This is a genomic window from Bradyrhizobium sp. YCK136 (assembly GCF_044570075.1).
GTDB lineage: Bacteria > Pseudomonadota > Alphaproteobacteria > Rhizobiales > Xanthobacteraceae > Bradyrhizobium > Bradyrhizobium diazoefficiens.
The window spans coordinates 8,712,541-8,729,226 of sequence record NZ_CP172424.1; the positions used below are offsets into that span (position 1 = coordinate 8,712,541).

General features: G+C 64.7%; 17 protein-coding genes. 4 read left to right on the forward strand and 13 right to left on the reverse strand.

Annotated features, from left to right (window positions below; genetic code table 11):
- Window positions 1-70: 70 nt before the first annotated feature.
- The gene (locus ACFLEY_RS42100) at window positions 71-715 is read right to left on the reverse strand and encodes a YqgE/AlgH family protein (protein WP_011084308.1); all 645 of its coding nucleotides are present in this window, start codon (window positions 713-715) and stop codon (window positions 71-73) included.
- A 142-nt stretch (window positions 716-857) separates the two neighbouring features.
- Here ACFLEY_RS42100 and ACFLEY_RS42105 point away from each other — a divergent pair, with 142 nt between their 5' ends.
- The 3 genes from ACFLEY_RS42105 (at window position 858) to ACFLEY_RS42115 (ending at window position 4,324) form a co-directional block, all read left to right on the forward strand.
- Window positions 858-1,697: a protein-disulfide reductase DsbD domain-containing protein gene (locus ACFLEY_RS42105; RefSeq protein ID WP_060909159.1), complete on the forward strand. Its 840-nt coding sequence runs from the start codon at window positions 858-860 to the stop codon at window positions 1,695-1,697.
- 246 nt (window positions 1,698-1,943) lie between these two features.
- Window positions 1,944-3,311: a flippase gene (locus ACFLEY_RS42110; protein ID WP_060912734.1), complete on the forward strand. Its 1,368-nt coding sequence runs from the start codon at window positions 1,944-1,946 to the stop codon at window positions 3,309-3,311.
- A gap of 188 nt (window positions 3,312-3,499) precedes the next feature.
- On the forward strand, window positions 3,500-4,324 hold the full coding sequence (locus ACFLEY_RS42115; RefSeq protein ID WP_011084305.1) for a sulfite exporter TauE/SafE family protein: 825 nt from the start codon (window positions 3,500-3,502) through the stop codon (window positions 4,322-4,324).
- Window positions 4,325-4,451: 127 nt separating this feature from the next.
- Here ACFLEY_RS42115 and ACFLEY_RS42120 read toward each other — a convergent pair whose 3' ends face one another.
- From ACFLEY_RS42120 to ACFLEY_RS42130, 3 genes are all read right to left on the reverse strand, one after another.
- Window positions 4,452-5,240, reverse strand: coding sequence for a 3-hydroxybutyrate dehydrogenase (locus ACFLEY_RS42120; RefSeq protein WP_060909160.1), 789 nt, complete (start codon window positions 5,238-5,240; stop codon window positions 4,452-4,454).
- Between the two features lies 1 nt (window position 5,241).
- Window positions 5,242-6,420, reverse strand: coding sequence for a patatin-like phospholipase family protein (locus ACFLEY_RS42125; protein WP_060909161.1), 1,179 nt, complete (start codon window positions 6,418-6,420; stop codon window positions 5,242-5,244).
- A 78-nt stretch (window positions 6,421-6,498) separates the two neighbouring features.
- Window positions 6,499-7,002, reverse strand: coding sequence for a CAP domain-containing protein (locus tag ACFLEY_RS42130; RefSeq protein WP_060909162.1), 504 nt, complete (start codon window positions 7,000-7,002; stop codon window positions 6,499-6,501).
- A gap of 175 nt (window positions 7,003-7,177) precedes the next feature.
- Between ACFLEY_RS42130 and ACFLEY_RS42135 the strand changes: the two genes are divergently transcribed.
- Window positions 7,178-7,938, forward strand: a protein-coding gene (locus ACFLEY_RS42135) for an IS5 family transposase (RefSeq protein WP_110115998.1) whose coding sequence is annotated in 2 segments (ribosomal slippage) — window positions 7,178-7,517 and window positions 7,517-7,938 — 762 coding nt in all. Because the reading frame shifts where the segments join, the coding sequence is not laid out codon by codon here.
- Between the two features lie 109 nt (window positions 7,939-8,047).
- On the opposite strand, the gene ACFLEY_RS42140 is transcribed toward ACFLEY_RS42135, so the two are convergent.
- From ACFLEY_RS42140 to cysG, 9 genes are all read right to left on the reverse strand, one after another.
- Window positions 8,048-9,082: a sulfate/molybdate ABC transporter ATP-binding protein gene (locus ACFLEY_RS42140; RefSeq protein ID WP_011084301.1), complete on the reverse strand. Its 1,035-nt coding sequence runs from the start codon at window positions 9,080-9,082 to the stop codon at window positions 8,048-8,050.
- Window positions 9,072-9,983 (reverse strand): sulfate ABC transporter permease subunit CysW, encoded by a 912-nt coding sequence (gene cysW / locus ACFLEY_RS42145; RefSeq protein ID WP_060909163.1) that lies wholly within the window; start codon window positions 9,981-9,983, stop codon window positions 9,072-9,074. The genes ACFLEY_RS42140 and cysW overlap by 11 nt, the downstream gene beginning before the upstream one ends.
- Window positions 9,984-9,994: 11 nt before the next feature.
- Entirely contained in the window at window positions 9,995-10,780 is a 786-nt protein-coding gene (cysT, locus tag ACFLEY_RS42150; protein ID WP_038950061.1) for a sulfate ABC transporter permease subunit CysT, read from the reverse strand.
- Between the two features lie 91 nt (window positions 10,781-10,871).
- The gene (locus ACFLEY_RS42155) at window positions 10,872-11,873 is read right to left on the reverse strand and encodes a sulfate ABC transporter substrate-binding protein (RefSeq protein ID WP_060912735.1); all 1,002 of its coding nucleotides are present in this window, start codon (window positions 11,871-11,873) and stop codon (window positions 10,872-10,874) included.
- A 124-nt stretch (window positions 11,874-11,997) separates the two neighbouring features.
- Window positions 11,998-12,729 (reverse strand): phosphoadenylyl-sulfate reductase, encoded by a 732-nt coding sequence (locus ACFLEY_RS42160; RefSeq protein ID WP_060909164.1) that lies wholly within the window; start codon window positions 12,727-12,729, stop codon window positions 11,998-12,000.
- Window positions 12,726-13,241: a DUF934 domain-containing protein gene (locus ACFLEY_RS42165; protein ID WP_396604423.1), complete on the reverse strand. Its 516-nt coding sequence runs from the start codon at window positions 13,239-13,241 to the stop codon at window positions 12,726-12,728. Before ACFLEY_RS42165 ends, ACFLEY_RS42160 begins: the two co-directional genes overlap by 4 nt.
- Window positions 13,228-14,883, reverse strand: coding sequence for a nitrite/sulfite reductase (locus ACFLEY_RS42170; protein WP_060909166.1), 1,656 nt, complete (start codon window positions 14,881-14,883; stop codon window positions 13,228-13,230). The genes ACFLEY_RS42165 and ACFLEY_RS42170 overlap by 14 nt, the downstream gene beginning before the upstream one ends.
- A gap of 28 nt (window positions 14,884-14,911) precedes the next feature.
- Window positions 14,912-15,220, reverse strand: a complete 309-nt coding sequence (locus ACFLEY_RS42175; RefSeq protein WP_011084294.1) for a DUF2849 domain-containing protein — start codon at window positions 15,218-15,220, stop codon at window positions 14,912-14,914.
- A complete protein-coding gene (gene cysG, locus ACFLEY_RS42180) occupies window positions 15,217-16,641 on the reverse strand; it encodes a siroheme synthase CysG (protein ID WP_060909167.1) in 1,425 nt (474 codons plus the stop codon). The genes ACFLEY_RS42175 and cysG overlap by 4 nt, the downstream gene beginning before the upstream one ends.
- Window positions 16,642-16,686: the final 45 nt, after the last annotated feature.

A 16,686-nucleotide genomic window follows, 5' to 3' on the forward strand; every position in this document is an offset into this window, starting at 1 on the left:
CTGGATGCCCCGGTCAAGCCGGGGCATGACAGCGGAGGCTGAGGCGCGACAGCCGACGACGGCACACCAGCTACGCGTGCCCTGCCTCGTTCGAGAGCATGCCGGGATCGATGCCGATCTTGCGGAGCGCGCGGCCGTATTTTTCGTCGACGTCGTCGCCGAAGATCAGGTCCGCATCCGCATCGCAATGCAGCCAGCCGTTGCTCTGGATCTCGGTCTCGAGCTGGCCCGGCGCCCAGCCGGCATAGCCGAGCGCGAGGATGGCGTGCTTGGGGCCGGAGCCGTTGGCGATCGCGCGCAGGATATCGACGGTTGCGGTGAGGCAGACGCCGTCGTCGATCCGGAGCGTCGCGTTCTCGATGTAGAAATCGCTGGAATGCAGCACGAAGCCGCGCCCGGTATCGACCGGACCGCCGCGCAGCACCTTCATGCTTTCGGCGTTCTCCGGCAGCTTGATGTGCTCGCCCTTCCTGATGATGCCGAGCTGCTCCAACAGCTCGGGGAAGTCGATACTGCCGGCGGGATGGTTGACGATGATGCCCATCGCGCCTTCGGCCGAATGGGCGCAGAGATAGATCACCGAGCGCTCGAAGCGCGCATCGCCCATCACGGGCATGGCGATCAGGAGGCGGCCGTCGAGGTAGCCGGCCGAACTGGGGGGCGCGGGGCCCGTGCTGCGGGTGCTTTCGCCCGTCCTCTTGCCTGTGGGAGCCATCGGTGAAGCACTCCGGTTTCAATTCCTATCCTGATGTTGGGCCCGGCCGCTGTCAAATCAAGGCTTGCAGAGACTTGATTCGAGTGCATCCATCACAACCAATTCAATGGTTTGACCCGGGTTGCCCCTGTAAAGACGTACTATGCTCACAAGAGTTCCCCTGCGTGCGGCGATCGGCGTCGCGACAACCCTGCTTGCGTCGTCACTGGCCCTCGCAGCCCGCGCCGACGACGCCTCGCCCTGGCAGCGCGACGGACATTCCGCGGTGCGCCTATTGGCGGGATCACGCAGCGGCGCCGTGCTGCTCGGCGGTATCGCCTTCCAGCTCCAGCCGGGCTGGAAGACGTACTGGCGTACGCCCGGGGATTCCGGCGTACCGCCGCGGTTCGACTTCTCGAAATCGGAGAATGTCGAGGCCGTGACGATCATGTGGCCGGCGCCGCTGAAGTTCGACGACGGCGCGGGCGGCCATTCGATCGGCTATCACGACCAGATCGTGCTGCCCTTGCGCATCGTCGCCAAGGCCGCCGACAAGCCGGTGACCTTGCGCGCCGAGATCAACTACGCGGTGTGCGAAAAGCTCTGCATTCCCGTCGAGGCCAGCGCCGAGCTCGGCTTCAACAGCGTCGCCTCGACCGAGGACGCCAACCTGCGTGCAGCGCTCGACACCGTGCCGAAGCCCGCCAATATCGGCGACCCCAATCCGCTGACCATCCGCGACGTCAAGCGCGACGGGCCCAAGAACGTGGTGGTCGACGTCGTCGCGCCGGCGGATGCGCGCAAGGTCAATCTGTTCGTCGAAGGGCCGACGCCGGATTGGTCGCTGCCGATTCCCGCGCCGGTCGAGCCCAGCCCGCCCGGCGTGAAACGCTTTTCCTTCGAGCTCGACGGACTACCGGGCGCCAAGCCCGACGGGGCGGCGCTGAAGTTCACGCTGGTCGGGCCAGAGAAGTCGTACGAGTTCAATACGAATTTGGAGTGATGGTCGTCCTGGACAAGCGTAGCGAAGCGGAGCGCCGATCCAGGACCCATTACCCCTGGGAGCAGTCGTGACGCGAAGCTGCTAACCCCGGGCCTTCGCCAAACTTCTCCCTGGGGTAATGGGTCCTGGCTTTCGCCAGGACGACGACGGAAAGCACCCAACCGAATCTTAACGAATGGTTGCTAATCCCCAAGGCTGCCGCATCAAGGCTGCCGCGGCATGCGGAACGCCCTGGGGATTTTCGAATTGGCCGTGATGGATGCAGAACCTGCAGCGGGCGGACCGGCCGGGCTGATCGCGCGGCTGCGGGCTAGGCTCTCGGGCGGATCGAGCGAAGCGTCGCTGACGCGGCGGCTGGCCGGCACCATCTTCATCATCCGCGTCATCAGCGCGGGTCTTGCCTATTTTTCGCAGATCCTGCTCGCGCGCTGGATGGGCACGTCCGACTACGGCATCTACGTCTATGTCTGGACCTGGGTGCTGCTGCTCGGCAGCATGATGGATTTCGGCATCTCGGCCTCCGCGCAGAAGATCATTCCGGAGTATCGCACCGGCGGCGAGCACGCGCTGCTGCGCGGCTTTCTCTCCGGCAGCCGCTGGCTGACCTTTGCCGCCTCCACGCTGGTGTCGCTCGGCCTCGCCGGCGTCGTCAAGCTGCTGTCGCCATGGATCGATCCGGCCGAGGCGCTGCCGCTTTATATCGGCTGCATGACGCTGCCCGCCTTCGTCGTCGCCAACACCCAGGACGGCATCGCCCGCTCGCATGACTGGATGCAGCTCGGCCTGATGCCGCAATTCATCATCCGCCAGGCGCTGATCATCGGCATCACGGCTTCTGCCTTCCTGCTCGGCTATCATATCGGCGCGGTCGCCGCGATGGTCGCGAGCCTGGGCGCGGTGTGGATCGCGATGACCGGGCAGATGGTGGTGCTGAACCGCAAGCTCGCCGGCCATATCGAGCCCGGGCCGAAGGCCTATGACATCGGCGGCTGGCTCGCCGTCTCGCTGCCGATCCTGCTGGTGGAAAGCTTCTACCTGCTGCTGTCCTACACCGACGTGCTGGTGCTTCAGCAGTTCCGTCCCTCCGACGAGGTCGGCGTCTACTTCGCGGTGGTGAAGACGCTGGCACTGGTCTCGTTCATCCACTACGCGATGTCGGCGACGACCGCGCACCGCTTCGCCGAATACAATGCGCTCGGGGACAAAGCGCGCCTGTCGGCCTATGTCGCACATGCCATCAACTGGACGTTCTGGCCGTCGCTGGCGGCGACCATCCTGCTGCTCGCGTTCGGCAAGCCGCTGCTCTGGCTGTTCGGGCCGCAATTCACGGTCGGCTACGACATCATGTTCGTCGCCGCGATCGGGCTGGTCGTGCGCGCCGCCATCGGCCCGGTGGAGCGGCTGCTCAACATGCTCGGGCAGCAGAAGATCTGCGCGCTGGCCTATGCGCTGGCCTTCGTGATGAACGTCGTGCTCTGCGTCGCGCTGGTGCCGCGCTTCGGCGGCCATGGCGCCGCGGCCGCGACCTCGATCTCGCTCAGCTTCGAGACGGTGCTGCTGTTCTGGATCGTGCGGCAGCGCCTCGGCCTGCACGTTCTGGCGTTTGGAAAATAGCCGCTCGCCTGCCCTGCCCCTTGGGGAACGCCTATTGCGTAACGGGCTCGGAAACGAGGCGAAACGACTGCCATTCGCCGGTCGGTAGCATGATTTTTCTTATTTGATCCAAGAGGTTGCCTCCCAGGGAAAATTTATTCTACGTCATATTGCCCAACTGACGAGATAAACTTAAGATTCCCCAGACCATGATTGATCCGCTTTACGTCGCCTCGGGTTTTGGCGTCGGCCTGCTTGTCGGGATGACCGGCGTGGGTGGCGGCTCGTTGATGACACCGCTGCTGATCCTGCTGTTCGGCGTCCATCCGTCCACCGCTGTCGGCACCGACCTGCTTTATGCCGCCGCCACCAAGACCGGCGGCAGCGTGGTGCATGGCTGGTCGCGCAGCGTGCACTGGCCGGCGGTGCTGCGGCTCGCCTGCGGCAGCCTCCCGGCAAGCGCGCTGACGCTGCTCGTGCTGTGGCAGCTCGATCTTAGGAGCGATGCCGAGCGCAGCCTCGTCAATCTGGTGCTGTGCTTCGCCCTGCTGCTAACCGCAACGTCCCTGATCTTCCGCAAGGCGATCATGGAACGCTACCGCAGAAAGCGGGAGCGCGTCGACGAGCGCACCACGGCGATTGCGACCGTGGTCACGGGAATCGTGCTCGGTGTGCTGGTGTCGATTTCGTCCGTCGGCGCCGGCGCGGTCGGCGTGACCGTGCTGCTGCTACTCTACCCGCGCCTGCCGATGGCGACCATCGTCGGCTCCGACATCGCCCATGCGGTGCCGCTGACGCTGGTCGCGGGCATCGGACATTGGGCGCTTGGTGACGTCGATTGGGGGCTGATGGGGGTGCTGCTGCTGGGCTCGCTGCCCGGCATCATCGTCGGCAGCTTCAGCGCGACGCGCGTCCCCGAGACGGTGCTGCGCCTGACGCTTGCCAGCGTGCTGTTCGTGGTCGCCAGCAAGATCATGTTTGCGGAGCTGAACCTGTCATCCGCGTTCGTGACGGCGCTGGCCTGGACGCATTGAACGGAAACGTCGTGAGAGAACTCGTAGGGCGGGCAAAGCCAAGCGTGCCCACCGCCTTTCGTCAATCTGAGAAAGTATGGCGGGCACGGCGCTGACGCGCCTTTGCCCACCCTACGGCATCGAGTGCCTACTCCGCCGTCCAGCCGCCGTCGATCGAGAGGTTGGTGCCGGTGATCTGCGCGGCATCGTCGCGGCACAGGAACAGCGCCAGTGCGGCGACCTGCTCGGAGGTGACGAACTCCTTGGTCGGCTGGGCGTCGAGCAGCACGTCGTTGATGACCTGCTCACGCGTGAGATTGCGCGCCTTCATCGTGTCGGGGATCTGCTTCTCGACCAGCGGCGTCCAGACATAGCCGGGGCTGATGCAGTTGCAGGTGATCTTGTGGGTCGCGACTTCCAGCGCCACGGTCTTGGTAAGACCGGCGATGCCGTGCTTGGCCGAGACGTAGGCCGACTTGAAGGGCGAGGCGACCAGCGAGTGCGCCGACGCCGTGTTGATGATGCGACCCCAGCCCTTCTTCTTCATGCCGGGCACCGCGGCGCGAATGGCATGGAAGGCCGAGGACAGGTTGATCGCGATGATCTGGTCCCATTTCTCCGGCGGGAATTCCTCGATCGGCGAGACGAACTGGATGCCGGCATTGTTGACGAGGACGTCGACCGAGCCGAAGGTCTTCTCGCCGAGCGCGATCATCCCGGCGATCTCGGCCGGCTTGGTCATGTCGGCGGGCGAGTAGATCGCCTTCCCGCCGAAGTCCGCCTCGATCTTCGCACGTTCCTTCTCGATGTCCTCGGCCGAGCCGAAGCCGTTGATGACGACGTTGGCACCGGCCGCCGCGAAGGCACGCGCATAGGCGAGCCCGATACCGCTGGTCGATCCGGTCACGACGGCGTTCTTGCCTGACAGACTACCCATTCTATTCGCTCCTTTTTGCCGGGGGCGCGGAGACGTCCCCCGTGAGATCGTAGGTCACCATGGTCTCGCCGGATTGCGGCTGATCGAGCCTGTCCTTGTGGCGCATCGACAGATGCACGTCGCGCACGCCGGCTTCCCAATGCTCGACCATGGCCACGTGCGAGAAATCATAGTCCTTGGACGAGGATTCGTAATTCTTGCTGCGGTAGATCAGGTGCACCACGGTGACCGTGCTCTCACGAGATGCCTTCGCAAGGAATTCGACGGAAGGGTCGTTCTTGAGATAATCGGGCAATTTGGAAATCAGGTCGCGCACCGCCCTGCGGGCGTTGTGGATCTGCTTGTTCTTGTCGGTGTTCATCCGCGTGCGGCTGGAGAAGCGGATGTCCTTCTCGCGCTCGGTGGCCTCTAACAGCGAATTCGGCAGGTCGCCGCGGGCGCTGAACAGATCCACCTGGAAGATCAGCATGTCGCGAGCCACCTCGGCATCGAGCACGTAGTCGAGCGGCGTGTTGGAGGCGATGCCGCCGTCCCAGTAATGCTCGCCGTCGATGACGACGGACGGAAAGCCCCGCGGCAGCGCGCCGGAGGCCATGATGTGCTCGGGACCGATCTTCTTGCCGAGTTTCTTGAACTCGTAATTGTCGAAATATTTGAAGTTGCCGGAGGTGACGCCGACGGCGCCGACGGAGAAGCGCGTCTTGAGGTCGTTGATGCGGTCGAAATCGACCAGCCGCTCCAGCGTCTTCTTCAGGGGCGACGTGTCGTAGTAGCTTTCCGCTTCGGGATGGCCCGGCGGCCACATCGGCGCGGGCGGGACGCGCGGGACGAAGAAGCCGGGTACGCCGAAGGTCGCGATCAGCGCGGCGCTGGTAGAGTTGAACAGCTCGCGGCTGTGGTCGCTCTTGCCGATCGGCTTCCACGGCACCGGCGCCGAGACCATCTCCCAGAATTCCTTCATCCGCTTGACGCGGGTGTGGCCCTCATTGCCGGCGATGATGGCGGCGTTGACCGCCCCGATGGAGATGCCGGCGACCCATTCGGGCTCGAAGCCATAGCCGCACAGCGCCTGATAGGCGCCGGCCTGATAGGAGCCGAGCGCACCGCCGCCCTGCAACACCAGGACACGTTGCGCATTTGCGGGGACGCTGGCGGTTTCCGGGCTGGTATGATCTGTCATGCGGGAACAATAGCAGATGGCGAGCGACCGTGGCGACAGTTCGCCGCGGCGTCAATGCATCCCGGGATCAAGTCTGGCTTATCGGGGATCCGTCGAGGCCAGGATCATGGTCCAGAACACCTTGTACTTGGTGCCTGGAGCATAGCCCGCCGCGATGCCCAATTTTGTGACACCGCTCTTGAGCATGTTCGCCCGGTGCGGGGGCGAGTCGCGCCAGCCGGAAAACGCTTCCGCCAACGTATGATAGCCGGCCGAGACGTTCTCGACCGCCACGCTGGCCGGATAGCCGCCGGCACTGAGGCGCTTGGCCAGGGGCGCGCGAACGTCATGGTCCATCTTGTTGGCCGCCGCCATCGCCTGGGACTGGGATTCGGCGAGCCGCATCAGGTCGGGGTCGATCACGACGGTGCCGAGCCCATTGTTCTGGCGGTATTGCGAGATCATCACCGCGGCCGCCGGCGCGTCGAGCTTGGTGCCCGGGACCGCCATATCGGCATACATCGACGGCTGCTGGACCGGTGCTTCGTTGCCGGCACAGCCGGCGAGCAGCAAAGTAATGAGTATTGCGGCCGCAGCGCGCATGAATCGGGGCCCCCAAATGAAGGGCCGTTGTTGCATACCAACCGTGGCTGAAAGGTGAATTTTGAGGAAAATCGACGCAAGTCGTTCCGGGGCGATGCGAAGCATCGAACTAGGGTCTGTACCTAAATAGCGCCACGTGATTCTCTTGCCTACGTGTTGATTCGGGGGCGAGAGAATGCGCGCTGGTTTGTTTTGGCTGAACGACAGGCAATGGGCGCGTATCGAACCGCATCTGCCGAGGGGACTGACGGGGCCGGATCGGGACGACGACCGACGCATCGTCAGCGGCATCATTCACATGCTGCAATCGGGTGCACGATGGCGTGATTGTCCACGTGAATACGGCCCTTACACGACGATCTACAATCGCTTCAATCGCTGGGCCAAGCGAGGACGATGGTGCGCAATCTTCGAAGCGCTGGCCAAGCCTGGCGAAGACGGCGTCGTACTGTCGCTCGACTCGACCTCGATTAAAGCTCACCGGTGTGCCTCCGGCGGAAAAGGGGGGAGCACAATCAAGCAATCGGCCGCTCGCGCGGAGGCCGCACGACAAAAATCCATGCGCTGAGCGATCCGCTCTGCCGGCCGGTCGTCCTGCATCTGACTCCAGGCCAGGATGCCGATATCGCTGCGGCTCCCGATGTCCTGGCGCTCGCGCCACCCATGAGCGTGCTCCTCGCCGACAAAGGGTATGATGGCGACAAGCTTCGCGGCGAAATCATTCGTCGTGGCGCCAAGCCCGTAATCCCCAATAAATCTAACCGTGTCGTCATCCATCGCTTCAACAAACGCGCCTACAAAGGACGAAATGTCATCGAACGCTGCTTTTGCAGGCTCAAGGACTTCCGGCGCATCGCCACGCGATATGACAAGCTCGCCCGTAATTTTTTGGCCGCTGTTCATCTCGCCGCTCTCGTCGCATATTGGCTCAATTGAGTCTGGACCCTAGGGTGCGCAATTGCGCACCTGAGAATCTCGAGATTCCCCGGTGCGCAACTGCGCACCTGAGGTCTGGTCCTTCGGACCATCCCGGAACGACGGGGCGTTAACCCGCGAATATCCGGTAGCGGCGGGGCTCGAGGCCGACCCTGTCTCCGGCGCGGAGTTCCCTGTCGCGGGGAGCGTCGATCTCGATGGTTTCGCCGCCGAACAGCGCCACCTCGGCCCGCTGCACCGGGCCGAAATTCCGGACATGCCGCACGGCGCCCTCGAAGGCGCCAGTGCCGGGCGGACCGACCAGCATGTCATGTCGCCGCACGAACAGTCGCGACGCGCCAGGCGCAAGTCCGTCCGCCGCAAGCCGGAGCGGCCGCTCGCCGAGCCGGACCACGCCGTCGTCAATCCTGACCGGGAGCTCGATGGATTCGCCGATGAAGCCGTGGACAAAAGCAGTCGCCGGGCTTTCATAGACGTCTTCGGGCGAGCCGATCTGCTCGATCCTGCCCTTGTCCATCACCACGACGCGGTTGGCGACTTCCAGCGCCTCCTCCTGGTCATGGGTGACGAAGATCGAGGTGACGTTGATCTCGTGATGCAGCGAGCGCAGCCATTTGCGCAGTTCTTTCCGCACCTTCGCATCGAGCGCGCCGAACGGCTCGTCGAGCAACAGGATGCGCGGCTCGATCGCGAGCGCGCGGGCGAGCGCGATGCGCTGGCGCTGGCCGCCCGAGAGCTGGCTCGGATAGCGGTCGGCAAGCCAGTCGAGCTGCACGAGATCGAGCAGCTCCTTCACCCGGGCGCGGATCCTGGCTTCCTCTTTCCGGACCGCGCGCGGCTGCACGCGCAGGCCGAAGGCGACATTCTCGAACACCGTCATGTGGCGGAACAGCGCATAGTGCTGGAACACGAAGCCGACGTGCCGCTCACGCGCGCCCTGCGCCAGCGCGTCCTCCCCGTTGAAGGAGACCTCGCCCGAGTCGGGCCAGTCGAGGCCGGCGATGATGCGCAGCAGCGTGGTCTTGCCGGAGCCCGAAGGCCCGAGCAGCGCCAGCAGCTCGCCATTGTCGACCTTGAGGTTGACGCCGTCGAGGGCGGCAAAGCTGCCGAACTTCTTGACGAGATTCCTGACTTCAATGGTCACTTGCGTCCTGTCCTTCGTCCAGATGACGTTCGAGAACGGTTTTTGCGATCAGCGTGATCAGCGCCAGCATCGCCAGCAGCGAGGCGATCGCGAACGCGGCGACGAACTGGTACTCGTTGTAGAGGATCTCGACCAGCAGCGGCATGGTGTTGGTCTCGCCGCGAATGTGGCCCGACACGACCGACACCGCACCGAACTCGCCCATCGCGCGCGCGTTGCAGAGCAGGACGCCGTAGAGCACGCCCCATTTGATGTTCGGCAGCGTGACGCGGAAGAAGGTTTGCAGGCCCGAGGCGCCGAGCGAGATCGCGGCTTCCTCTTCCTGCGTGCCCTGCTCCTGCATCAGGGGGATCAGCGCGCGCGCCACGAAGGGGAAGGTCACGAAGGTGGTCGCGAGCGCAATGCCGGGCACAGCGAACAGGATCTGGATGTCGTGATCCCTAAGCCAGCCGCCGAAATAGCCCTGCGCGCCGAACAGCAGCACGAAGACGAGGCCCGAGATCACCGGGCTCACCGAGAACGGCAGGTCGATCAGCGTGATCAGGAAGGTCTTGCCGCTGAACTCGAACTTGGCGATGGCCCAGGCGGCGACGAGGCCGAATACGAGATTGAGGCCGACCGAGATCGCTGCGACCAGCAGCGTCAGCTTGATCGCTGACAACGCCTCCGGGTCGGCGAGCGCGGAAAGATAGGCCAGAATGCCTCTCGAGAACGCCTGCGCGAACACGACGACCAGCGGCAGCACGACGAAGACGGAGAGGAACAGCACCGCCAGCGTGATGATGGCGATGCGCACCGCGCGCGGTTCGGTGCGAAGGGTGTCCTGTGCGGCCGCCGCATGCGCGCGCGCCCTGGCGTCCGAGGCCGAGAGCGAGACGGAATCTGCCATCTGCATCGTCATCGCATCCGCCCTCAGCGCGCCGGGATCCGGCTCCGCGCCCAGCGCTGGAGCCGGTTGACGGCGAAGATAATGACGAAGGAGACGACGAGCATGACCACCGCAATGGCGGTCGCATCGGCGTAGCGGAATTCGGAGAGCCGGATCACGATCAGCAATGGCGCGATCTCGGAGACATTCGGCAAATTGCCGGCGATGAAGATCACCGAACCGTATTCACCGACCGCGCGGGCGAAGGCGAGCGCGAGGCCCGTGAGCAGCGCCGGCGCGAGCGAGGGCAGGATCACGCGGATGATGGTCTGCCAGCGGCTCGCGCCCAGGCTGCCCGCGGCCTCCTCGATCTCGGGGTCGAGATCCTGGAGCACCGGCTGCACGGTGCGCACCACGAAGGGAATGCCGATGAAGATCATGGCGACGAAGATGCCGACCGGCGTGAACGCCACCTTGATGCCGAGCGCGGCGAGCGGCGCGCCCAGCCAGCCCTTCTCGGCAAACAGCGCGGTCAGCGCGACGCCGGCGACTGCCGTCGGCAGCGCGAACGGCACGTCGACGATGGCGTCGAACAGGCGCCGGCCGGGAAACCGGTAGCGCACCAACGCCCAGACGATGATGCTGCCCATGACCAGATTGACGCAGGCCGCCGCGAAGGCGAGCCCAAACGAGACCCGCAGCGCATTCAGGGTGCGGCGGCTGGAGAGGATGTTCCAGAACTGCTCGGGGCTCAGCTCGAGCGATTTCAGGAACAGGCCGGCGAGTGGAATCAGGATGATGATGGATAGCCAGGAAAGCGTCAGCCCCATGGTGAGACCGAAGCCCGGCAATGTCCGGCGTCGTGCTGCTACAACTGCGCTCACCAGGCCCCCTGCTACAGCCTCCTAAGACAGCGCCCGATCAGTTCTTGTAGATCTGATCGAAAATGCCGCCGTCGGCAAAATGTTCCTTCTGCGCCTTGGTCCAGCCGCCAAAAACGTCGTCGATCGTGAACAGCTCGACCTTGGCGAACGAGTTTTCATACTTTTTGGCGATCTCGGCATCGCGCGGACGGTAGAAATTGCGCGCGGCGATCTCCTGGCCTTCTCTGGTGTACCAGTACTGAAGGTAGGCATCGGCGGCGTTGCGGGTGCCCTTTTTGTCGGCAACCTTGTCGACGAGCGCGACCGGCGGTTCGGCCAGGATCGATAGCGGCGGCGCCACGATCTCGAATTTTTGGGGACCGAATTCCTTGAGCGCGAGATAGGCCTCGTTCTCCCAGGCGAGCAGCACGTCGCCGACGCCGCGCTCGACGAAGGTCACGGTGGCGCCGCGCGCGCCGGTATCGAGCACCGGCACCTGCTGGTAGAGCTTTCCGATGAAATCCTTGGCCTTGTCGGCCGATCCGTATTTCTTTTGCGCAGAGCCCCAGGCCGCCAGATAGTTCCAGCGTGCGCCGCCCGAGGTCTTCGGGTTGGGCGTGATCACGGCGACGCCCGGCTTGAGCAGGTCGTCCCAGTCCTTGATGCCCTTCGGATTGCCCTTGCGCACCAGGAACACGATGGTCGACGTGTAGGGTGATGAATTCTGCGGCAGACGCTTCTGCCAGTCGGCCGTAATGAGGCCCTTGCTCGCGATCGCATTGATGTCATAGGCGAGCGCGAGCGTCACCACATCGGCCTGCAATCCGTCGATCACCGCGCGCGCCTGCGATCCGCTGCCGCCATGCGACTGCTTGATCTCGACGCTCTTGCCGGTTTCCTTCTGATAGGCGTTCACGAACGCCTTGTTGAACTCGCCATAGAGCTCGCGCGTCGGATCGTACGACACGTTCAGAAGATTGATGTCAGCAGCGAGAGCCGAGCTTGCCAAGAAGCCTGTCGCCAGCAGGCCTGCCGCGAGCAGAACGATACGGCGCATCATGTCCATCTCCATTCACCTCAGCGACGTCGACGTCGCCGATGGCACACGGGCATAACTCGGGACAAACCGCTCCTAAGTCAACGGAACCGGATTTTCTTGTTCGCGGCGTCGCAGCCTGACTGTGCTACGAAGTCTTCATCGTGTGGATGCCGCATTCTGTCTTGGCCCGGCCGCGCCAGCGACCGGCGCGCGCATCCTCGCCTTCGGCCGTTCTGCTGGTGCAAGGCATACACCCAACCGACAGGAAACCGGAGGCGGCCAGTGGATGACGCGGCAATTTGGCGCGGACGAAAATCGCCTCGAGTTCCTCGCGCGAAACGTTGGCGAAGGGGTTGAACTTCAACCGCGCGCCGTCGTCCTCGACCACCGGAATGTCGGCCCGCGCATTGCCCTGGAAGCGCTTGCGGCCGTTGATCCAGGCATCGAACGGCTTCAGCGCGCGCGCCAGCGGCTCCACCTTGCGGATGCGGCAGCAGGCGTCGGGATCGGAGAACCAGAGGTCGCGGTCGGGATCCTCGCGCGACAGCGTCTCCTCCGCCGGCTTGATCGAGCGGACGTCCTTGAGCCCCAGCGTCGCGATCAGCATGTCGCGATAGGCGAGCGTCTCCTCGAACAGCCAGCCGGTGTCGAGGAAGATCACGGGGATCGACGGATCGACGTCCGCCATCACCTTCAGAAGCGTCGCCGATTCCGTGCCGAAGGACGACACCAGCGCAAGCTTGTCGCGGCCGACTGCCTTCAGGGCCGCGGCGATGACCTCCGCGGGCGAGGCATCGCGCAAGGCGCGATCGAGGTCCGCGGCCGAGGGCAGCGCGGAAACGGACACCGGAGATACCTGAGGCGCGATTGCGTTCACGTGCCGACACCTTCGGAGTGACGCAACTGCATGCGCCGGTGCAGCGCCGTGATCCGGCCGTCGCCGGTCGGCTGGTAGAACACCGAATAACGCTTTGCGGTCTGCATGAAGGCTTCCGCGTCGGCCTGCTTCTTGACCTCGAAGGAATCGAAGCCCGCCCGCAGCATGAACACGAACTGGTCGCGCAGCACCTGCCCGGTGGCACGCAGCTCGCCGCGATAGTTGTAGCGCTCGCGCAGCAGCCGCGCCTGACTGTAGGCGCGTCCGTCGCGGAAGCTCGGGAACACCAGCGCAACGGCGGCGACCTTGCCGAGATACGGCACGAGCTCGTCGATGTCGCGGTTGTTCGGCCAGATCACGCCGACCTTGCCGGCACGCTTGAGCAACGCATCGGCCTCACCGACGAAACGCTCGGCCGGCACCAGCATGTCGCCGCCCTCCGGCAGCGGCGTGTCGACCGCCAGCTTGACGAAGCTGTCGTCGACGATTTTTTCGCCATTAACGAGTGGCATAGACACGCTCCTTGAAGGGTTCGACGCCAAGGCGCTTCACCGTGTCGATGAACAGCTCCTCCGGGCGCTCGCGCAGCGCGAGATAGGCTTCCACGATGTCCTCGACGACGTCGGCGACCTCGTCGAACTTGACGCCGGGGCCGATCAGATTGCCGAGCGCGGCGCCCTCGTCGGCGCGGCCGCCGATGGTGATCTGATAGACCTCCTCGCCGTTCTTCTCGACGCCGAGAATGCCGATATGGCCGACATGGTGGTGGCCGCAGGCATTGATGCAGCCGGAGATGTTGATGTGGAGCCGGCCGATCAAATTGGCCAGCTCGTGATTGGCGAAGCGCCGCGTCAGCTCCTGCGCGATCGGGATCGAGCGCGCATTCGCCAGCGAGCAATAGTCGAGGCCCGGGCAGGCGATGATGTCGGTGATCAGGTTGACGTTGGGCGTCGCCAGGCCAAGCTTGTCGAGCGCCTTCCACAGCGCCGGCAGGTCGCGCTTGGCGACATGCGGCAGCGCCAGATTCTGCTCGTGACCGACGCGGATTTCGCCGAACGAATATCTGTCGGCGAGATCGGCGAGCGCATCCATCTGCTCGGCGGTGGCATCACCCGGAGGTGCGCCGATCGGCTTCAGCGAGATCGTGACGATGGAATAGCCCGGGTTCTTGTGCGGGGCGACGGAGTTCTTGCGCCACGCCTCGAACTCGGGATCGGCCGCGGCCTGCCGCAGCTCGTCCGGCATGTGCGGCAGCTTCTCGTAAGCGGGATAGATGAAGCGCGAGCGGATGTCCTCGATTACCTCGTCGTCGATCTGGAGCGAGGAGTTGCGGATGTGCTGCCACTCCTCCTCGACCTCGCGCGAGAACTTCTCGATGCCGAGCTCGTGCACCAGGATCTTGATCCGGGCCTTATAGATGTTGTCGCGGCGTCCGTACTGATTGTAGACGCGCAGGATGGCCTCGATGTAGCTCAAGAGATCGCGGCCGTGCACGAAGTGCTTGATGGTCTTGCCGATGAACGGCGTACGGCCGAGACCGCCGCCGACCAGGACCTCGAAGCCGGTTTCGCCCTTCTCGTTCTTGATCAGGCGCAGGCCGATATCGTGGACCTTGATCGCGGCACGGTCGTGGTCCGACGCGGTGATCGCGATCTTGAACTTGCGCGGCAGGAACGAGAATTCCGGATGCAGCGTGGTGTGCTGGCGGATCAGCTCCGACCAGATGCGGGGATCCTCGATCTCACCGGGCGCGACGCCGGCCCACTGGTCCGAGGTGACGTTGCGCATGTTGTTGCCGGAGGTCTGCATCGCGTGGATCCCGACCTCGGCGAGATCGGCCAGCGCGTCCGGCAGGTCCGACAGCTTGATCCAGTTGAACTGGATGTTCTGGCGCGTGGTAAAATGGCCGTAGCCGCGGTCGTATTTGCGCGCGACATGGGCAAGCGCCCGCAACTGGTTCGACGCCAGCGTGCCGTAGGGAATCGCGACGCGAAACATGTAGGCGTGGAGTTGCAGATAGACGCCGTTCTGCAAGCGCAGCATCTTGAATTCGTCTTCGGTTAGCTCGCCCGAGAGACGGCGCTGCACCTGGTCGCGGAATTCCGAGACGCGCTCGTTGACCAGCGTGCGGTCGATTTCGTCGTAAGCGTACATGGAGAATGCCTTACAGCTCTGCCAACATTCAGACGGGCAAGCCGATCGTCACGCCATCGCGGCGAATCTGCTCACGCAGATTACCCGGCAGGATCTTGCCGGCCTCGTCGACCTGCACCGGCGCGATATAGGGGCCGATCGCGCCGACGTCATCGGCCACGGCCTCGGCGAGCAACGCTTTCGCTTCGTCCGAGTTTCGCACGATCGCGGCATCCGTCAGTTCCACGGACCAGCCCCTGGCAGCCGTGCGATAGACGACGACGCCGTCCCAGGTCCGGTTGGCGGTTACAACGGAGGGACCCGTAATTTTCAGCTTTTGTTGCAGAGGAGAGGTCATTCGGCAGCATCCAATAGGTCGGAGATGATTTGCTTGGGTGTCTGGCGGCGAAGCGAGCCGGCATGCCGGACCACGTCGCCGATGATGAGGATGGCAGGACCGCCATGGATCCGCCGCACGAGCTCGGGCAGGTCGCGCAGCGTGCCGATCGCGCCTTGCGCATCTGGCCGCGTGACGCGGGCGAACACGCCGACCGGCGTTTCGGGCGAACGCCCCGCGGCGAACAGGCCTGCGCGCACGGCCGGCGCCGCGGTCATGCCCATGTAGACCACGACGGTCATTTTGGTGTCGGTGAGCGTCGACCAGTCCACGGCTTCCGCATCGCGCGCCTTGTGCGCGGTGAGGAAGGTGATGCGGGTCGCTTCATGACGATAGGTGAGCGGCACCTCGAAATCGGCGGCGCCGCCGAGCCCGGCGGTGATGCCGGGAATGATCGAATAGGCAATTCCCGCCGAGCGCAGCGCTTCGACCTCTTCGCCGCCGCGGCCGAACACGAAGGGATCGCCGCCCTTCAGCCGCACCACGCGCTGACCTGACTGCGCGGCCTCGATCATGCGCGTGTTGATGGCGTCCTGGCCGACGCCGGGCTTGCCGACGCGGCGGCCGACCGCAACGCGCGTCGTGTCGCGGCGGATGCGATCGAGAATTTCGGACGAGACCAGCTCGTCATGGAAGACGATGTCGGCGTCCTGGAGCGCGCGCAGCGCCTTGATAGTGAGAAGATCGGGATCGCCCGGGCCGGCGCCGACCAGCGCAACGGAGCCTTCCGGCTTGTCGGCACGCGCGAACGCGGCGGGATCGGCAATGGCCTTGAGCGCCGCGTCCGCCTCGCCCTTGCGGCCGGCGAGCACGGAGGCGCCGATGGGGCCGTCGATGACGCGCTCCCAGAAGCGGCGGCGCAGCGGAAACTCGGCAATGCGCTCGTTGATGGACTTACGGAAGCCGCCGATGAACTCGGCGAGCTCGCCAATGCGCGCCGGCAGCAGCGCCTCAATCTTCTCGCGCACGCGTCGCGCCACCACCGGAGAGGTGCCGCCGGTGCCGACCGCGACCACGACATCGCCGCGATCGACGATGGCCGGGAAGATGAAGCTGGAATGCTCGAGATCGTCCATGACGTTGACCGGCAGGCCGAGCGCCTTCGCCCGCGCCGACATCGCAACGCCGACATCGCCCGCCCCGGCGCAGACGATCGCGATGACGCCTGAGAGATCGGCGATGAGCGGATCGCCGGTCGCGATGTCGACGCGCGCCGCGTCCTCGGAGCTAAGGCCCATGTCCTGATTGCCGTCGATCGCATGCACGCGGACGCGCGCATCGGCCGCAGTGAGCACGCGCAGCTTGGCGCGCAAAAGCTCACCCGCACCGATGAGGACCACCGGACCGGCCTTGAGATCGAGGAACACCGGCAAGAACCGCATACGATACTCGCTTCCCCCACATCCGGGGTTGACTGGAATTATTTT